This is a genomic window from Ilyomonas limi, assembly GCF_005233845.1.
Lineage (GTDB): Bacteria > Bacteroidota > Bacteroidia > Chitinophagales > Chitinophagaceae > Ilyomonas > Ilyomonas limi.
In genome coordinates, this window is the sequence record NZ_SZQL01000002.1 from 305,266 (window position 1) to 321,912 (window position 16,647).

The 16,647-nt window shown below is 41.1% G+C and carries 17 protein-coding genes; 7 read left to right on the plus strand and 10 right to left on the minus strand.

Going from position 1 to position 16,647, the window contains the following annotated elements; genetic code table 11:
* The first annotated feature begins 113 nt into the window (after window positions 1-113).
* Together FC093_RS04695 and FC093_RS04700 are read left to right on the plus strand one after the other, a co-directional pair.
* Window positions 114-935, plus strand: a complete 822-nt coding sequence (locus FC093_RS04695; RefSeq protein ID WP_137260583.1) for a 5'-nucleotidase, lipoprotein e(P4) family — start codon at window positions 114-116, stop codon at window positions 933-935.
* A gap of 51 nt (window positions 936-986) precedes the next feature.
* Window positions 987-2,648, plus strand: coding sequence for a beta-N-acetylhexosaminidase (locus FC093_RS04700; protein WP_137260584.1), 1,662 nt, complete (start codon window positions 987-989; stop codon window positions 2,646-2,648).
* Window positions 2,649-2,921: 273 nt separating this feature from the next.
* Here FC093_RS04700 and FC093_RS04705 read toward each other — a convergent pair whose 3' ends face one another.
* Window positions 2,922-3,272, minus strand: coding sequence for a hypothetical protein (locus tag FC093_RS04705; protein ID WP_137260585.1), 351 nt, complete (start codon window positions 3,270-3,272; stop codon window positions 2,922-2,924).
* A 1-nt stretch (window position 3,273) separates the two neighbouring features.
* On the minus strand, window positions 3,274-3,846 hold the full coding sequence (locus FC093_RS04710) for an RNA polymerase sigma factor (RefSeq protein WP_240743185.1): 573 nt from the start codon (window positions 3,844-3,846) through the stop codon (window positions 3,274-3,276).
* Between the two features lie 74 nt (window positions 3,847-3,920).
* Between FC093_RS04710 and FC093_RS04715 the strand changes: the two genes are divergently transcribed.
* The 3 genes from FC093_RS04715 to FC093_RS04725 all read left to right on the plus strand — a co-directional run bounded on the left by FC093_RS04715 (window position 3,921) and on the right by FC093_RS04725 (window position 7,762).
* On the plus strand, window positions 3,921-4,676 hold the full coding sequence (locus FC093_RS04715; protein ID WP_137260586.1) for a C40 family peptidase: 756 nt from the start codon (window positions 3,921-3,923) through the stop codon (window positions 4,674-4,676).
* 285 nt (window positions 4,677-4,961) lie between these two features.
* Window positions 4,962-5,882 (plus strand): sugar phosphate isomerase/epimerase family protein, encoded by a 921-nt coding sequence (locus tag FC093_RS04720; protein ID WP_137260587.1) that lies wholly within the window; start codon window positions 4,962-4,964, stop codon window positions 5,880-5,882.
* A gap of 161 nt (window positions 5,883-6,043) precedes the next feature.
* Window positions 6,044-7,762, plus strand: a complete 1,719-nt coding sequence (locus tag FC093_RS04725; protein ID WP_206106503.1) for a GMC oxidoreductase — start codon at window positions 6,044-6,046, stop codon at window positions 7,760-7,762.
* Between the two features lie 70 nt (window positions 7,763-7,832).
* Here the strand turns inward: FC093_RS04725 and FC093_RS04730 are convergent, their stop codons facing one another.
* From FC093_RS04730 to FC093_RS04765, 8 genes are all read right to left on the minus strand, one after another.
* On the minus strand, window positions 7,833-8,405 hold the full coding sequence (locus FC093_RS04730; RefSeq protein WP_137260588.1) for an NADPH-dependent FMN reductase: 573 nt from the start codon (window positions 8,403-8,405) through the stop codon (window positions 7,833-7,835).
* Between the two features lie 207 nt (window positions 8,406-8,612).
* A complete protein-coding gene (locus FC093_RS04735) occupies window positions 8,613-9,731 on the minus strand; it encodes an ABC transporter permease (protein ID WP_137260589.1) in 1,119 nt (372 codons plus the stop codon).
* Window positions 9,728-10,834, minus strand: coding sequence for an ABC transporter permease (locus tag FC093_RS04740; RefSeq protein WP_137260590.1), 1,107 nt, complete (start codon window positions 10,832-10,834; stop codon window positions 9,728-9,730). The genes FC093_RS04735 and FC093_RS04740 overlap by 4 nt, the downstream gene beginning before the upstream one ends.
* A gap of 176 nt (window positions 10,835-11,010) precedes the next feature.
* The gene (locus FC093_RS04745) at window positions 11,011-11,757 is read right to left on the minus strand and encodes an ABC transporter ATP-binding protein (RefSeq protein WP_137260591.1); all 747 of its coding nucleotides are present in this window, start codon (window positions 11,755-11,757) and stop codon (window positions 11,011-11,013) included.
* Window positions 11,750-12,676 (minus strand): ABC transporter ATP-binding protein, encoded by a 927-nt coding sequence (locus FC093_RS04750; RefSeq protein WP_137260592.1) that lies wholly within the window; start codon window positions 12,674-12,676, stop codon window positions 11,750-11,752. The genes FC093_RS04745 and FC093_RS04750 overlap by 8 nt, the downstream gene beginning before the upstream one ends.
* 2 nt (window positions 12,677-12,678) lie before the next feature.
* Complete coding sequence (locus FC093_RS04755) at window positions 12,679-13,626, minus strand: HlyD family secretion protein (RefSeq protein ID WP_137260593.1); 948 nt, start codon at window positions 13,624-13,626, stop codon at window positions 12,679-12,681.
* Window positions 13,627-13,629: 3 nt separating this feature from the next.
* Window positions 13,630-14,928: a TolC family protein gene (locus FC093_RS04760; protein WP_137260594.1), complete on the minus strand. Its 1,299-nt coding sequence runs from the start codon at window positions 14,926-14,928 to the stop codon at window positions 13,630-13,632.
* A gap of 8 nt (window positions 14,929-14,936) precedes the next feature.
* Window positions 14,937-15,542, minus strand: a complete 606-nt coding sequence (locus FC093_RS04765) for a TetR/AcrR family transcriptional regulator (protein ID WP_137260595.1) — start codon at window positions 15,540-15,542, stop codon at window positions 14,937-14,939.
* Window positions 15,543-15,651: 109 nt separating this feature from the next.
* Between FC093_RS04765 and FC093_RS04770 the strand changes: the two genes are divergently transcribed.
* Window positions 15,652-16,203, plus strand: coding sequence for a DUF4142 domain-containing protein (locus tag FC093_RS04770; protein WP_240743187.1), 552 nt, complete (start codon window positions 15,652-15,654; stop codon window positions 16,201-16,203).
* Window positions 16,200-16,538 (plus strand): plastocyanin/azurin family copper-binding protein, encoded by a 339-nt coding sequence (locus tag FC093_RS04775; protein ID WP_206106504.1) that lies wholly within the window; start codon window positions 16,200-16,202, stop codon window positions 16,536-16,538. Before FC093_RS04770 ends, FC093_RS04775 begins: the two co-directional genes overlap by 4 nt.
* Window positions 16,539-16,647: the final 109 nt, after the last annotated feature.

The following is a 16,647-nucleotide window of genomic DNA, read 5'->3' on the forward strand; positions in this document are numbered from 1 at the left end:
CTCAATGTTTTTCCTTTCCGCTTACGGCTACCAATTGTTTATCTATATTTACCTTCCTCTTTGCTGCCAGCTATTAAAAGTTTTAATTTGATAATTGTTTAGTCTTCACTCATATGAAAAAAGCAATAGTAATAATGATGGCTTTTGCTGTAGTGCAATTACTGGCAGGCTGTGCTGCCAACAAAGTGCAAACGGCAAAGATGAATGTACCAGATAACCGCCTGCTGTTAACGTATGGCCCGCTGTGGGGTACACTATACCAGCAAAAAGCAGCCGAATACAAAGCACTCACCATTCAGGCTTACAATATTGCACGCGAAAAGCTGGATGCTTATCTGCAACAACAAAGTAATAAGCCCATTGCTGTTATAACAGACATTGACGAAACGATACTCGACAACAGCCCCAACGCCGTGCACGATGCTTTACTTGGTAAAACGTACTCCGATAGCTCGTGGATAGCATGGAGTAAAAGAGTAGAAGCAGATACGGTACCCGGCGCACCTGCTTTTTTTAAATATGCAGCAAGCAAAAATGTAGCAGTATTTTACATTAGCAATCGCCTGACGCAGGAACTTACGCAAACTATTGCCAACCTGCAGAAGTATAATATGCCCTACGCCGATGCTGCACATGTACTGCTTAAAACTACTACTTCCAACAAAGATGAACGCCGCGCATCGGTAACAGCCAACTACAATGTGGTACTTTATTTTGGCGATAACCTAGGCGACTTTACAGGTGTGTTTGATAAACAATCAACTGAAATCAGAGATTCGCTGGTGCATCAACATGCAGCCGGTTTTGGCAATCGTTTTATAGTATTGCCCAATCCGGTATATGGCGAATGGGTGAGTGCTTTATATCATTACCGTTATGCCGACAGTATGAACGTGAAAGCCGATACCATGATTAAAGCATTAACAACTTACTGATTATATCTTCAACCCAATCTGTTTCAATTTATAATAAATAATATCCTCATTATGCTAAAAAAAGTTCTCTATTTACTTTCTTTCTTAGTCACGAATGTTTGCATGGCGCAGGTAAATATTATTCCACAACCAGAATCGGTAACCATACCTTCCAACGGCGGTACATTCGCCATTACACCAGCTACTATAATTGTGGCAAATGGCGTTACAAAAAACAGTGCTGATTTTTTGAATGATTACTTAAAAGAAGTGTATGGTTTTACCCTGAAAACAACGGATAAGAAAACTGCTACCAATGCTATTAACTTAACGGTAATAACGCCTATCCGTGCTACGGTAGAAGGTGCTTATGATATGGACATCAACAGTAATGGCGTAAATGTAAGAGGGCAAAACGCTGCCGGTACTTTTTACGGCATACAATCCCTAATACAACTATTACCGGTAGAAAAAAGCACATCACTGGCAATACCGTATGTAAGCATTCACGACAAGCCACGCTTTCAATATCGCGGGTTAATGCTCGATTGTGGCAGGCATTTCTTTCCGGTATCGTTTGTAAAAAAATACATTGATTTTATTACCCTGCACAAAATGAATTATTTCCACTGGCATCTTACCGAAGACCAGGGCTGGCGCATTGAAATAAAGAGATATCCATTACTTACCGATAAAGGTGCTTTTCGTAATGGCACCATCATTGGGCATCACCCCGGCGTAGGCAACGACCACAATATTAGTGGCGGCTTTTATACTCAGGACCAGGTAAAAGAAATAGTTGCGTATGCTGCTAAAAGATATATTACCGTAGTGCCCGAAATAGAAATGCCGGGACATGCCAGCGCTGCCATTGCGGCTTATCCCGAACTAAGTTGTTTTCCTGATGAACCTACGGTAAAGTATTTCCCTAAAAAAGGAACATGGGCGGGCGACAGTACCGGCAAACAGGTACAGCAGGCATGGGGTGTATATGATGATATATATGTACCCAGCGAAAACACGTTTAAATTTTTGGAGAACGTGCTGGATGAAGTGATTCCGCTATTCCCCGGCAAATACATTCACATTGGTGGCGATGAAGCTCCGAAAGAGAACTGGAAGCGCAGTGCTTTTTGCCAGCAATTAATGAAAGAAAAGGGGCTGAAAGATGAACACGAACTGCAAAGCTATTTTGTACAGCGTATAGAAAAATACATTAACAGTAAAGGAAAAACAATGATTGGCTGGGATGAAATACTGGAAGGTGGACTGGCACCTAATGCTACTGTGATGAGCTGGCGTGGCGAAAAAGGCGGCATTGCTGCTGCTCAGCAAAAGCACAATGTGATAATGACGCCCACTACCTATGTTTATTTTGATTATTCGCAAAGCAAACCCGAAGATTCATTGACAATAGGCGGTTATTTGCCACTAAAAACCGTGTACAACTACGAGCCCATACCCACAGAACTGCAAAACAGCGACAGCAGTTACATCCTGGGCGCACAGGCGAATGTGTGGACGGAATACATGACGAATCAGCAAAAGGTAGAGTACATGATTTTTCCGCGCCTGAGCGCATTGAGTGAAGTATTGTGGAGCAGCAAAGCCAGCAAGAATTGGGATGATTTCGCAAAACGGTTGCCCACCCAGTTTAAGCGTTATAACCTATGGAATGCGGATTGCTCCAAGCAGTTTTTTGAAGATATGAAAAGCACGGGGATAAATAAATAATGCTCATTATTAGTAAAAAAAGCTGTTGAGCAACTCAACAGCTTTTTTGTTTTTTGGGAACGGGAAACAATGTCTTTGCAACATAGAAAACTACTAAAAAGAGGATATAAACCTTAATAAAAAATGAGCAAAAGCGCATATAAAAAGAAATTGCAATTCAAAAGGGAAGGTTGATTATATCGCAACTCCGGATTGCCTCACTTGTAATAAAGCGGAACTTCCTGCAACGGCGGTGTTTGCAAACCGGCTATGAATATCGAAAATGTCTATTTATTAATGCTCTTTCACAAACATAATTACCACATACGCCAGCATGCATAGCAGGAGTACAATGATGAGTGCCTGTATAATCCAGGGTATATCTTTCAGCCGGCGTTTGTAACTGCGCTGTTTTTGTTCAGCCATTTGCTGGTGCAAATGCTGGTTGAGCTGACGCACATAATCATCCAGCTTTTTATTAGAAGAAAACTGTTGTAAACCTTCTATGGCATCGTTTACAAAGGAGTCATCCACCATCCTTTCTTCTATATCATGCGCATCCTCGCGCGACAAGTAGCCCTTGAGATAGTTCTTGAGCTGTTCATCGCTGAGTTCCTCCCCGCTGTGTAATATGTTGTCGTTCACGTCAGGCATTGTGTTGTCCTAATTTCATTTCTATCAACTGTTTCAATTTTCGCTTGCCGTTTTGTATGCTGCTCTTTACCTGCATCATACTATAACCGGTAATCGCACTTATTTCGCTGTACGACTTCTTTTGCAGGTAGAATAAAGTTACACATGTTTTTTGTTCCGCGTTCAATTGGTCTAAAGCTTCTTCCATATAAGTTAGCATTGCATCCTTTTTCAGGCTATCTGCTTTAGCAAACAGCTCATCTTCTGCTGCTATTGTTTCGCTCAGTTCCCTGGTGCTTTCGTGCTTATCGCGCAGGTATGTAAGACAATGGTTGCAGGCAATCTTATACAACCAGCTTTTGATGTGCGCTACCTGGTATTTTTGCAATTCGCTGATTGCTTTTAAAAAGATATGCTGTACGCAGTCTTTTGCCAGTTCTTCATTCTTCAAATACTTCATACACACACCCAGCAGCAACATGGTATAGCGCTGCAATAAAGTACCAAGCAGGCGGTTATCGTGCGTGTTGTAAAACTGCTCCATCAATTCCTGATCGCTGATATGTGCATCATTGCTACTGTTCACGCTGGTAAAGTAAATATTTATTGCTGTAAGATGCAACAGTCGACAAATTCCATATCTTTTGCCCAAATTTTTGTATGCAATATGTAGTGGCAATTGTGGCTGTGTGCCCGTTGCGCAGCGAGGCATCGCACCGTAGCGAAATGGTGAGCCAGTTGCTCTTTGGCGAGGGCGCCGAAGTATTGGAAGCAGGTAAAGATTTCACTAAAGTAAAATGCCTGTACGACGGCTATGAAGCATGGGCGCAAACGAGCCAGTTGGCAGAAGTAGATGAAGAGATAGCGAAAGCCGTGCCTGTGGGTTATACATTTAAAAGGAATACCATAGTAGCGCTGAATGATGCACCGATGCATGTGCCATTAGCTACGCCGGTGTTCCGCAATACGTTTTTTGGTAAGTACAAAGTAGAATATACTGATGAAGAAACAGTACTCTTTGATGCTTCCTTTTATACTGAAGAAGTAATCAGAATGGTTGCATTACTATATGAGAATGTGCCTTACCTGTGGGGCGGCAAAAGCTCGTTTGGTATTGATTGCAGCGGCTTTGTACAACAGGTGTTTAAGCTCTTTGGCAAGCACTTGCTGCGCGATACATACCAACAGGCAGCACAGGGCGGGAGCATTGGTTTTTTGCAGGAAGTACAATGCGGCGATCTGGCTTTCTTTGATAATGCGGAAGGTCGGATTGTGCACGTAGGTATTTTATTGAATAGTGAAGAAATCATCCATGCCTCGGGCAATGTAAGGGTGGACACGATGGATAGCTACGGTATTATAAATAGAAATACCGGCTTGAGAACACATCAGTTGAGAGTAATAAAAAGAGGGTAACATCATTCAAACGCTCCTGATCCAGTTCGCCTCCTTTCATCCATTATATATGAAAATCGCAGACTTTCCCCTTTCTGCTAATAAATGTGCTGTATGCGGTACGCTCAAAAAACTGTTCTTATAATTTAAGTATTGAAGTTTGTTTCCTGTTTACTAAATCAATAGCCAAAGTAATATATTAATACAAAAAAATACTGCATATTTACTTATTCAATGCTTGTCCTTTTTACAGTTAAACATTAAAGCTTGCCATAAGCTGCTTAGCTTGTGTTAAGACCATAGTAAATGAAACAAAATAACTACTCCCGCCGGCGTTTTATACAACACACGGCTGCATTACCGGGTGCTTTGCTGTTGCATGGATTATTTAATAAAAACACCTTTGCCGCAGGAGTTAAAAATGCTGTTGTTCCGGTGTATGCGCACCTGTGGGTGTATGCCAGCCGTTATCCGCCCGATTGGGATTGTACGCCTATCATGAACGAAGTATTTAGCGACCTGAAATATGCAGGCATGCAGGGCATAGAAGTAATGGAAATACACCTCCGGCACAATGATGCAGTGGATAGATTTAACCAGCTTATTCAACAATATTCGCTGCCGGTTTCCGGTGCTTCTTACTATGGCGATATGTGGAATAAAAACGAGCATGAGAGAATTTTGGATGATTTAGAATTGGTAACGGCACGCCTGCACGCCATAGGCGGAACAATGCTGGGCATTACGGTGGGCGATGCGAAACACATAAAGACAGAAGCGGAACTGGATGCGCAGGCAGATTTGTTGAAAAAAGCAATGGTGATTTGTGCCAAAAACAATATAGCTCCCAACCTGCACAACCATACGTTTGAAGTAGAAAACGGAATGCACGACCTGAAAGGCACGTTAGCCCGCATTCCTGATATAAAATTGGGTCCGGATTTAAACTGGCTGGTACGTGGTGGCGTTGATCCGGTATGGTTTATTAAAACATACGGACATCAAATGGTGTATATGCACCTCCGCGATCAGGATGCAACCGGCAAATGGACGGAAGTAGTAGGTGAAGGCGTTATTGATTTTCCGGCTATTGCACAAGCATTAAAAGCTATAAATTACAGCGGGAAAGCAGCTATAGAACTCGCATTTGATAAACCGCCGGTTAATCCTGTACGTGAAGACTGGAAAATGAGCAGGCAGTATGTAAAGGAGGTGTTTGGGTGGTGATGTTGTGAATTGTCAATTGTGAATGGTGAATAAAAGACATAATTGAATTAGTTTATGAAAACTGCTTTCGCTCACAACTCACTATTCACAACTCACTATTCACAATTCACCGTTCATAATTCATCACTCACCAATATTCATAACATTCATCATCAATCATCATGGGTTTCAATGATTCTCTACCAACTCCAAACCTCAATGTAAAAGGAGTGCAACAGCATACATACGATGCCATTGTGATAGGCTCTGGCATGACCGGGGGCTGGGCTGCTAAAGAGCTGTGCGAAAAAGGGTTACAAACATTGGTGCTGGAACGCGGGCGGCATGTAGAGCACATTAAAGATTATCCAACGGCTATGAAGGCGCCGTGGGAGTTGCCGCATCATGGTGCATTATCCGAGGCATTTAAAAAAGACAATCCCGTCCTCAGTCAATGTTATGCTGTGGATGAGGCAACACAGCATTTTTTTGTAAAAGACAATGAACATCCATACATACAACAACACCCGTTTGCATGGATACGTGGCTATCAAACCGGCGGCAAATCGCTGATGTGGGCACGATGGACACAACGCTGGAGTGATCTTGATTTTGAAGCCAACGCAAAGCAAGGTATTGGAGTAGATTGGCCCATCCGCTACAAGGACATTGCATCCTGGTACAGCTATGTGGAAAAATTTGTAGGTATCTGTGGTAACCGCGATGGCATTGCACATTTGCCCGATGGAGAGTTTCAGCCGCCAATGGAAATGAACAGCGTAGAAAAGCATTTAAAAAACAGTGTGGAAACTGCTTTCCCCGGCAGGCATGTGATTATTTCAAGAACGGCCAATCTTACCAAAAGTTTAAACAGCAGAGGACCTTGCCAGTACCGGGATCGTTGTGCAAGAGGCTGTCCGTATGCCGGATACTTCAGCAGTGTATCCGCTACGTTGCCGGCAGCAAATGCCACAGGAAATATGACGCTGCGGCCTTTTTCTGTAGTGCATTCGCTCATTTACGATGAACAGCAAAAAAGGGTAAGGGGCGTAAGGGTAATTGATGCCAATACAAAAGAAGCAACGGAGTATTATGCAAAGATCATTTTCTTAAATGCCGGTACGCTTAATTCCACACTGGTTTTACTCAATTCTGCTTCTCCTTCTTTCCCCAACGGCCTAGGTAACAATGAAGTGCTTGGGCATTACCTGATGGATCACAATTATCGCGGACACGCAGGTGGCACGTATGAAGGATTGCAGGATACTTATTATTACGGCAGACGACCGGCAGGTATTTATATTCCGCGTTTTCGCAATGTAGGTAATGATGTGCAGAAAGATTTTATTCGCGGTTATGCTTTTGCCGCAGGCGGCAGCAGAAACCGGGGTGTTGAAACAAAAGAAACGATTGGCACTGCTTACAAGGAAAGCCTGACCGAGCCAGGCGCATGGAGTGTATGGATGACCGGTATGGGTGAATGTTTGCCCGATTACAACAATAAAGTATCGCTAAGCAAAACGAAAAAAGACGACTGGGGCATACCACTGCTGGAAATAGATTGCCGGTTCCGCAACAATGAGTTGAGTATGTTGAAGGATATACTCACAACCAGTGCAGAAATGCTGGAAAGAGCAGGCTTTAAAAACATATATGCATACGACGATGAAGAAGCACCCGGCCTGGGCATACACGAAATGGGTACCGCGCGCATGGGCAAAGACCCGAAAACATCGGTACTCAATGGCAACAACCAGCTTTGGGATGCACCAAATGTATTTGTAACCGATGGTGCTTGCATGGCTTCTACTGCCTGCCAAAATCCATCTTTAACGTATATGGCATTAACGGCAAGAGCCGCTCATTTTGCAGTGAATGAATTAAAAAGAGGAAATTTGTAAAAGCATTTCCAATGTGCAGCTTTACTGCTGCTTTTCCATCAATAGTAAACCAGGCAAAACTATTTTATGGCTACGCTTTATCTTCCCGCATAGCTTTTAATGCTTTTGCCCATCTTGCCAGTTCTTTCAGCATAGCGGCAGCCGCTTTTTCAGATATTTCATTTACTATAAATTCATCCTGGTCATTGATATTCTTAGTGAAAAAAGGAAAATTGACAGCTTCGTAGAGCGGAACGACTTTAAAAGTAGATAAATCTGCCTTCAGACTATTAGCGGCTCTTGTACCAGCCGAAACACCACCATAGCTCACAATGCCTGCCGGCTTATAGCTCCACTCCTGGTACAGAAATTCCAGCGCATTGCGCAAGGGAGCAGGGTAATTAAAATCGTATTCAGCCGTCACAAAAATAAAGGCATCTGCTTCATCAATTTTTGCACTCCACCGTTTGGTGTGTTCATGTTCATACTTTTTCAGCACCGGATGGTTTGGCTCATCCATAAAAGGCAGGTTAATAGTAGCAAGATCTAACACTTCTACGTCAAAACTTCCCTGCTGTTTGGCAATGCCAGCAATCCAATCCGTTACCAGTGGCCCTTTTCTGCCGGGCCTTACAGTGGAATTAATAATTTTTAATTTGTACATGTGCAAAGATTAATTCTAAAATTTTATAGGTCAGGCGTAAAAATAAAAAACTTCATCTTTTCTTTTTACGCCTGCTAATGGAATGGTATTTTCCAAAACTAAGTCATATCAGTATTTACAAAAAAAGAATTAACGAGACAAAAACAAAGGGTGCAATTCCGTTCCGCAGGAAAACAATGAGATTGCTGTAATTAATCACCAAGCGCATCAGCTTCTTTTACGATAGTTCCATGTTGCCCAGCCATTTAAAACAAACGCAAACAACAAAATAATACCAATTTGCGGTGCAATATCAGCCAGTGAACTACCTTTCAGAACTACCCGCCGCATTACTTCAATAAAATAAGATACCGGGTTGAATTTGGCAATCCATTGTGCCCATTGCGGCATACTTTCGATAGGCGTATATAAGCCGCCAAGGAGAATAAAAATCATCATTAAAAAGAAAGAAATAAGCATTGCCTGTTGCTGTGTATTGCAGTAAGTAGAGATGAGTAATCCTAACCCTAATACCACCAGTAAATACACGGCTGCAAAGGCGTATATGGTAAGGAAACTGCCTGCAGGATGGATGCCATACACAATAAGTGAAATGGCTAAACCAATGGTGAGAATGAGCAAGCCCAATACCCAAAACGGAATGAGCTTTCCTAAAATAAACTGGTACTTTTTAATGGGCGTTACATTTATTTGTTCAATGGTGCCAACTTCTTTTTCTTTTACAATGTTTAATGCTGCTAAAAAGGAACCAACCATTGTTACCAGCAACACCAGTATGCCGGGTACCATAAACAGTTTATAATCCATTAATGGATTGAACCAGTTGGAAGAAGTAATTTCAATAGTTGTTTGCGGACTAAAGCGCGGCAGTTGCATCCATTGCTGGCGTATTTCGTTATTGTAATCCTGCACAATGCTTTGCAGGTACGAGGCGCCCAACACAGCTTTTACCCCGTTAATAGCATTCACCGCCATAAACAACGGTGCTTTACTTTCTTTTACCAAATCCTTCTCAAAATGTACCGGAATTTCTACCACTATATCAGCATTTTCTTTCTCTACTTCTTCCACAGCTTTGTTGTAAGATGTGGTGTATTGGTCTAATTGGAAATAGCCGGAAGCAGTGACTTTGGAGATGAATTGTCTTGAATAATCACTATGGTCGTGGTCAACAATGGCGAGCTTAATATTTTTTACTTCATAATCAGCCGCCCACGGCAATACCAGCAATTGAATAATAGGCATCATAAAAATGATGCGTAAAATAGCAGGATCTCGAAACACCTGTTTAAATTCTTTTTGCAATAAAAAACGCAAGGTTCTCATGCCAGCCTGATTTTAAAGTTTTTAATACTTAATGCTAACAACAACAACGTCATGCCCGCAAGTATCAATGTCTCTTTCCAGATAAATTGAATGCCCAAACCTTTAATCATGATTGATTTTACAATGCTATAGAACCATCTTGCCGGTACGATGTTGGAAATCAGGCGCAAGGGTAACGGCATATTTTCTATTGGGAACATAAAACCGCTGAGCATAACCGTTGGTAAAAACATACCAATCAATGCAATGAACATAGCCGTTTGCTGGGAATCTGTAACATTGGAAATTAATAAGCCAAAGGATAAACAGGTGATAATAAATAAGATGCCTTCGCTCATTAATAACAGGATGCTTCCGTTTATCGGCACATTCAATACATACACACTTAATAGCAAAATACTGATAATATTGATGATGGATAACAGCAGGTAAGGCACGGCTTTAGCAACAATAATTTTGAGTGGTCGCACCGGCGAGACCAGCATTACTTCCATCGTACCGGCTTCCTTTTCGCGTACAATGGTTATAGCTGTCATCATCGTACAAACCAGCATAAGTACCATTGCCATTACGCCCGGCACAAAGCTGTAAGCACCTTTCAATTGAGGATTGTACAGCATACGTTGTTGTATGTCTATTGTATAAGGCAACAGTGCATTTTGCGTAATCTCTTTTTGATAATCCATGATAATAGCCGCAGCATAAGCTGTAAGTGTAGTAGCCGTATTAGGATCGGTGGCATCGGCAATAATTTGTACCTGCGCTTTATTTAAATGCTGCAAATCGGAGGCAAATGCGGGTGGAAAAACAATGGCAATTTTAGCTTCACCCTTTTGAAACACCCCCTCCAGATCTTTATTGCTGTAAATATTTTTCTCGAAATCGAAATAACGGCTGGCATTTATTTGTGCAATCAATTGTTGAGAGGCTGCATCTCTGGCATTATCCAGCACTACAAAATTTGCATTCTTTACTTCGTTGGTGAGTGCAAATCCAAAAATGATGATTTGCACCAGCGGCATTCCCAACAAAATAAAAAGCGTTCTTCTATCGCGAAAAATGTGATAGAATTCTTTTTTTACAAATGCTAAAAATTGATTCATAGCAGTAATTTTTTGATAAGGATGTAACTGATTGATTACTGATAAGACTGATTCGTTTACTTAATAAACTTCTTTTTATTCCTATTCCAAACTAATTCGTACAATTAGATTAGACAAATCCATGTTCAACTAACTCCATTCAAATCTGTATTGGTAACATCCGTGTTATCCGTGTGCTACGCATCACTTCGCGTTGCCTTTCTCGCTAACTGCAAAAACACGTCATCCATCGTTGCAGCATTATATGTCTCTTTCAATCCGGCGGGCGTATCTAATGCTTCTATTTTCCCATCTACCATAATAGAAATGCGATTGCAATACTCGGCCTCATCCATGTAATGCGTGGTTACAAATATGGTGATGCCGGCGGTGGCCGCTTCGTAAATCATATTCCAAAATTCACGGCGCGTTACCGGGTCCACACCGCCGGTTGGCTCATCCAAAAACACAATCTGCGGCTCATGGAAGACAGCAACGGAAAAAGCCAGCTTTTGCTTCAAGCCTAATGGTAAAGAACCTACGAGTTTATCACCTTCCGCTTCGAGGTTTAACTGCTGTAGCAATTGTGCTGTTTTATCTTTTATAAATGCATCGCTTTTGCCATAAATACCTGCATAAAACCGGATATTTTCTTTGATGGTTAAATCTTCATACAACGAAAACTTCTGGCTCATATAACCAATATTTTGCTTAATTTTTTCGGTTTGTTTATACACATCAAAACCAGCAATGGTTGCTTTGCCGGATGTAGGCAAAGAAAGTCCGCACAACATGCGCATAGCGGTTGTTTTACCTGCGCCATTAGCACCCAGAAAACCAAAAATTTCTCCTTTCTGCACCTCAAAAGAAATGGCATCTACTGCCGTAAAATCACCAAAGCGCTTGGTAAGATGCTCCGTATATATAATTGGCTGCTCAGTCATGTTTGTGTTGCATTAATTGCATAAAACAATCTTCAATCGTAGGCGTTACAGCATGTATATCGGCATCAGCATAACCTGTTGAAGCGAGGTATTGCCGCATTACCTTTTTATCATACCTCTCCTTCATTATTACATGATGATATTCGCCAAAAGAATACGCATCTTCTATTGCATTCCATTGTTTTAAAACCTGCAATAAACCGTACATATTTTGCGCTTTTACTGCAAGAATGTTGTGATTAAAACTTTGAATGATTTGCTGGGGTGTGCCGGTAGTCATTATCTTTCCTTTTTGCATTAAAGCAACCCTATCGCATAGCGAAGCTTCATCCATGTAAGGGGTTGAAACAAGAATAGTAATGCCCTGCTGCCGGAGATTGCGAAGCATATCCCAAAACTCTTTTCGTGACACTGCATCTACGCCAGTGGTCGGCTCATCTAAAAACAAAACAACGGGTTTATGAATGAGCGCACAACAAAGGGCCAACTTCTGCTTCATACCGCCCGACAACTTGCCTGCCTTGCGTGTTTTGAATGGCTCTATCTGCACATAAATATCTTTGATGAGCGTATAATTTTCCGTTACCGATGTCTTGAATATAGTAGCAAAAAAATGCAGGTTTTCTTCTACTGTTAAATCCTGGTACAACGAAAATCTGCCGGGCATATACCCTACTTTTTGACGAATAGCTTGGTAATCTTTTACTATGTCCGAACCATCCACCGTTGCACCGCCGCTATCTGGCAATAAGAGTGTGGTGAGCATACGAAAGATAGATGTTTTGCCGGCGCCATCCGGACCAATAATGCCAAATAATTCGCCTCTCGCCACATCAAAAGATACGCCCTGCACCGCTTCAATTATTGCTTTGCCGCTCTTATATTGCTTCACCAAATTATGCACTGCAACCGCACTCATGGTTATGGATTTTGCAATTGTACTTCCCCATACATACCTATCTTCAAATAACCATCATTCTTCACTCTTATCTTCACTGCATATACCAAATTCGCACGTTCCTCTTTGGTTTGAATAGTCTTGGGTGTAAATTCTGCTTTGTCCGAAATCCAGTAGATCGTTCCGCTATACGTGCGGTATTGGTCTGCACCGTTATCTACTAATACTTTTACCTGTTGCCCCAATTTTAGTTGCGATAACTGTGCGCCGGTTATGTATGCTCGTAGTGTTAATGTAGATAAATTTGCAATTTTATACAAGGCTTTTCCGGGTGCTGTTACTTCGCCTTGTTCGGCATATTTAGTAATGACTGTACCGCTGACAGGATTAACAACCCTGGCTTTGGAGATTTGCTCTTCTACCTGTGCAGCCTGCTTCTGCAAGGGCGCACTTTCGCTTAAAATGCTGCGGTTTTGCGTGGCAATATTACTGCGCTGCACGGCAATTTGCTGCTGCGTTACGTCCATTTGTTTTTGCAAAACATCTACCTGTGCGTTCAAATCATCCAATTGCTTGCCGGTGGCAGCATCGGCTTTTACAAGGCGCTCCGTGCGGTCTCTTTCGTGCAATAAATTCTTCAATTGTGCCTGTTGCACCGCTAACTGATTTTGTAGCAATTGTATTTGTGGTGCCACATTAGCGGTTTTTTTGGACAGTGATTGAATAGTTGCCCTTACCTGTTCCTTTTGCAAAGCCAGATTGGTAGAATCAATAACGCCAACAATTTGCCCCTGGCTTAACGAATCACCTTCATTTACGTTAAATGATAGTATCTGTCCGCTTAGTTGTGAGGAGACTACCACTTCATCTGCTTCAAAAGAACCCGAAGCATCATAATGCTCTTGTTTGTTGCCGCAGGCCTGCAATAAAATAAAAAGTAGTAAGGGAAGAATAAATTGTTTCGTGCGCATAAATTATAATTTTCCGGTTGTAATTGCATAGTTGATTTGTGCCTGCCGAAGCTGTAATTGATGCAAGACTAAGGACTGTCGTGCAGCATCTTCTGCATTGATTTGTATCAAAAAATCATTTGCAGTAATTACTGCATTTTCCAGTTGTGCTTTCGCAGCTTCGGTTATTTGTTTACGCAATTGAATAATCTCATTATCCGTTGCTACTAAAGTTTTGTATTTATCAATATCTGCTTTTTGCTGCTGCAACTGCGATTGCGTGTTCAATAAAAAAACATCTTTTTGCAGGTCAATAGTTTGCTGATTAATATCAATCAATTTCTTATCCCGTTTATGGTTGTACAAACTGCCAAGTGACCAGTTTAATCGTAAGCCGGTAATGTAAAATGGCTTGAATTCGTTGGATAATACATTCAATGCGGGCCTGCCATAACCACCCTGAAAGAACGCAGTTGCCTTGGGCAAATTCCTTGTATTGACTAACCGTTCCTTCCCCGCCGCTAATAAAGATTGACTTTTGTATAACTGCAATTCCGGGCGATTATTAATCGTATCCGTTGCAGTATAATCTGCCGGTATTTTCAACAACGTATTTTCTGATATAGGCTGATTAATGAATACTGCCAGCGCATCTGTCAGTCCTTTGCGGGTAGCTTTTATTTCGATGGTGCGTTGTTGCGTTTGTAACAGCTGAGCCTGCAATACCTGCAAATTGGAACGTAATGCAACACCACTTTCTACCTGCGGCTTTGTTTTATTAATTCCTGCTTGTATGTTTTGCAATGTTATATCTGTTTGCTTTAATAATTCATCCTGGTACAAAATGCTGAAGTATAATTGATTGACTCTTGTTTTTAAATTATGCAACTCAACTGCCAAAGCATTTTCCTGCACTGCCGTGTTCAATGATTGTATTTGCTTTTGCGCTTTATTCAATCCACCATCATACAATAGCTGGTCGGCTTCTGCGGTTATCCTATACTGATCTTTGGCTGGTACAGGAATTTTTATATCGGGCAGCGGGATACTTACGCTTGTAACATCCGACTGGTAAGTGGCTTGGCCGTTTACAACTAATTGCGGTAAAAAGTTGGAACTTAAGTTTTCAATAGAAAGCTGTTCCGTTTGTTGCAATAATCCCTTTTGCCGGATGAGCGGATAGTTTTGTTGGGCAAGGTTAAATGCTTGCACCAGCGAGATGGTAGAAGGGCTTTGCGCCTGTAGTGAGGCTGCACCTGTAATGCAGTTTAGCAAAGCAATTGCTTTAACCAATTTATTTAACCAGTTAGTTAATACTGCCATAAAAAATTTTATTTTTTTATTGATTGAATAATGAGTTGAGGAACTTCTTTTTTACGCTGCTCCATCAATTCATTAAATTGTTTGTTATCCATGCCGGTGATTAGTTGAATCATCGGACAGGCTAAAAATGGAAAGATGCAGAGTGATAAAATATTCATCAATAATTGTAAAGGTTCAATTGGTTTGATAACGCCTGCTTTGATTTCTTTCTCAATTTGCACCAGCAACTTTTGAATAGGTGGTTTATGATTGCCTAATACTTTTTTCAAAAAAGCTTTTGGCTGCCGGTTAATTTCATTCAGAATGAAAATGGGTACATAAGGTGTTTTGATTTCTTGTGAAATGTATTCGCTGCAAAACAGTTCTATTTTCTGGAACAAAGTAGTTTCCGATTCTAAAATGGTGAATATCTTAGGTAAAAATGCAGAAGCAACTTCCATGAATATTTGTTCAAACAACTTGTCTTTGCTGCGGAAATAGTAGTGCAACAATGCTTTATTAATGCCTGCTTCATCTGCTATATCCTGCATTCGTGCACCATCCATGCCTTTAGTTAAAAACACTTTCTTAGCCGCATTTAGAATCTTTTCTTCAGTTGATAAATCTTTTTTCATTTAACCAGTTGATTTAACCATCCGGTTAACAAAGTTCGTATTTTCTTTAAAACAGAAAAAATTTTTGTAACCTTTTTCATTACTGCTGCCTCTAATAGAAAAAAGTAATATGATGAAAAAGATTAAATTTCCCATGGCCATCGTTATCGTTTTAGCAATAACAACAATGTTGTTTGCTGGTACCATTTATGCACAACAAAGCCCCAAACTGAATGATGCAGAAATAGCTTCGGCGGCAGTGGTAGCTAATCAAAACGATATAGATTTTGCAAAGGTGGCGAAGCAAAAATCGAAGAATGCAGAGGTTATAAAATTTGCAGAAACCATGATGAGAGACCACCAGGCTGTTATTGACCAGGCTGTAGCACTTGTAACTAAACTAAAGGTTACACCGCAAGATAATGCAGTGAGTAAAAAACTGGCATCAGATGCAGCCGCAACAAGCAAAATGCTGCTTGCAAAATCGGCAAAAGATTTTGATAAGGCATATATTGATAATGAAGTAGCCTATCACAAAGCTGTTATTGCAGCGGTTGAAACGGTGCTGATACCACAGGCAACCAATGGAGAATTAAAGGCGTTATTACAGAATGTTGTACCTGCACTGAAAGCCCACCTCGAACACGCTGAAATGGTTCAAAAAACACTCTCCGGAAAATGAGACGATTATTGAAAACAGGGAATATAGTACTATCAGGATTGTTTGTAATGGCGCTTTCCGGATGTAACGGAGACAAAGGCAAACAGGCAAATAAAACATATACGGTGGTAATACAACAAATGAAGTTTACGCCAGCTGATCTTACCGTTAATGAAGGGGATACGGTAATATGGATCAACAAGGATATTGTAGAACACAATGTAACTACAGAAACTAAAGACTGGTCATCGCCAAATTTATCACCGGGCATGTCGTGGAACAAGGTTATGGTGAAAAGTGCCGCTTATTCGTGCACGCTTCATCCGGTAATGAAAGGAAGTTTAAAGGTGAAGTAAGTCTGTATTTTTTGGCTTATCAGCATTTTTTTCTTACCTTTTGTAACCTTTTACACCGCCTTTGTCTCTATTTATAATGAAAAAACATTCATTTGGTGCAATGCCGTTA

Bases quoted from the DNA above. Each gene is read 5' to 3' on its own strand.
- FC093_RS04750 (WP_137260592.1), bottom strand. From the start codon at position 12,676: ATGAGTGCGGTTGCAGTGCATAATTTGGTGAAGCAATATAAGAGCGGC.
- FC093_RS04735 (WP_137260589.1), bottom strand. From the start codon at position 9,731: ATGAGAACCTTGCGTTTTTTATTGCAAAAAGAATTTAAACAGGTGTTT.
- FC093_RS04775 (WP_206106504.1), top strand. From the start codon at position 16,200: ATGAGACGATTATTGAAAACAGGGAATATAGTACTATCAGGATTGTTT.
- FC093_RS04740 (WP_137260590.1), bottom strand. From the start codon at position 10,834: ATGAATCAATTTTTAGCATTTGTAAAAAAAGAATTCTATCACATTTTT.
- FC093_RS04755 (WP_137260593.1), bottom strand. From the start codon at position 13,626: ATGCGCACGAAACAATTTATTCTTCCCTTACTACTTTTTATTTTATTG.
- FC093_RS04770 (WP_240743187.1), top strand. From the start codon at position 15,652: ATGATGAAAAAGATTAAATTTCCCATGGCCATCGTTATCGTTTTAGCA.
- FC093_RS04765 (WP_137260595.1), bottom strand. From the start codon at position 15,542: ATGAAAAAAGATTTATCAACTGAAGAAAAGATTCTAAATGCGGCTAAG.
- FC093_RS04695 (WP_137260583.1), top strand. From the start codon at position 114: ATGAAAAAAGCAATAGTAATAATGATGGCTTTTGCTGTAGTGCAATTA.
- FC093_RS04700 (WP_137260584.1), top strand. From the start codon at position 987: ATGCTAAAAAAAGTTCTCTATTTACTTTCTTTCTTAGTCACGAATGTT.
- FC093_RS04725 (WP_206106503.1), top strand. From the start codon at position 6,044: ATGGGTTTCAATGATTCTCTACCAACTCCAAACCTCAATGTAAAAGGA.
- FC093_RS04745 (WP_137260591.1), bottom strand. From the start codon at position 11,757: ATGACTGAGCAGCCAATTATATATACGGAGCATCTTACCAAGCGCTTT.
- FC093_RS04720 (WP_137260587.1), top strand. From the start codon at position 4,962: ATGAAACAAAATAACTACTCCCGCCGGCGTTTTATACAACACACGGCT.
- FC093_RS04760 (WP_137260594.1), bottom strand. From the start codon at position 14,928: ATGGCAGTATTAACTAACTGGTTAAATAAATTGGTTAAAGCAATTGCT.
- FC093_RS04730 (WP_137260588.1), bottom strand. From the start codon at position 8,405: ATGTACAAATTAAAAATTATTAATTCCACTGTAAGGCCCGGCAGAAAA.
- FC093_RS04715 (WP_137260586.1), top strand. From the start codon at position 3,921: ATGCAATATGTAGTGGCAATTGTGGCTGTGTGCCCGTTGCGCAGCGAG.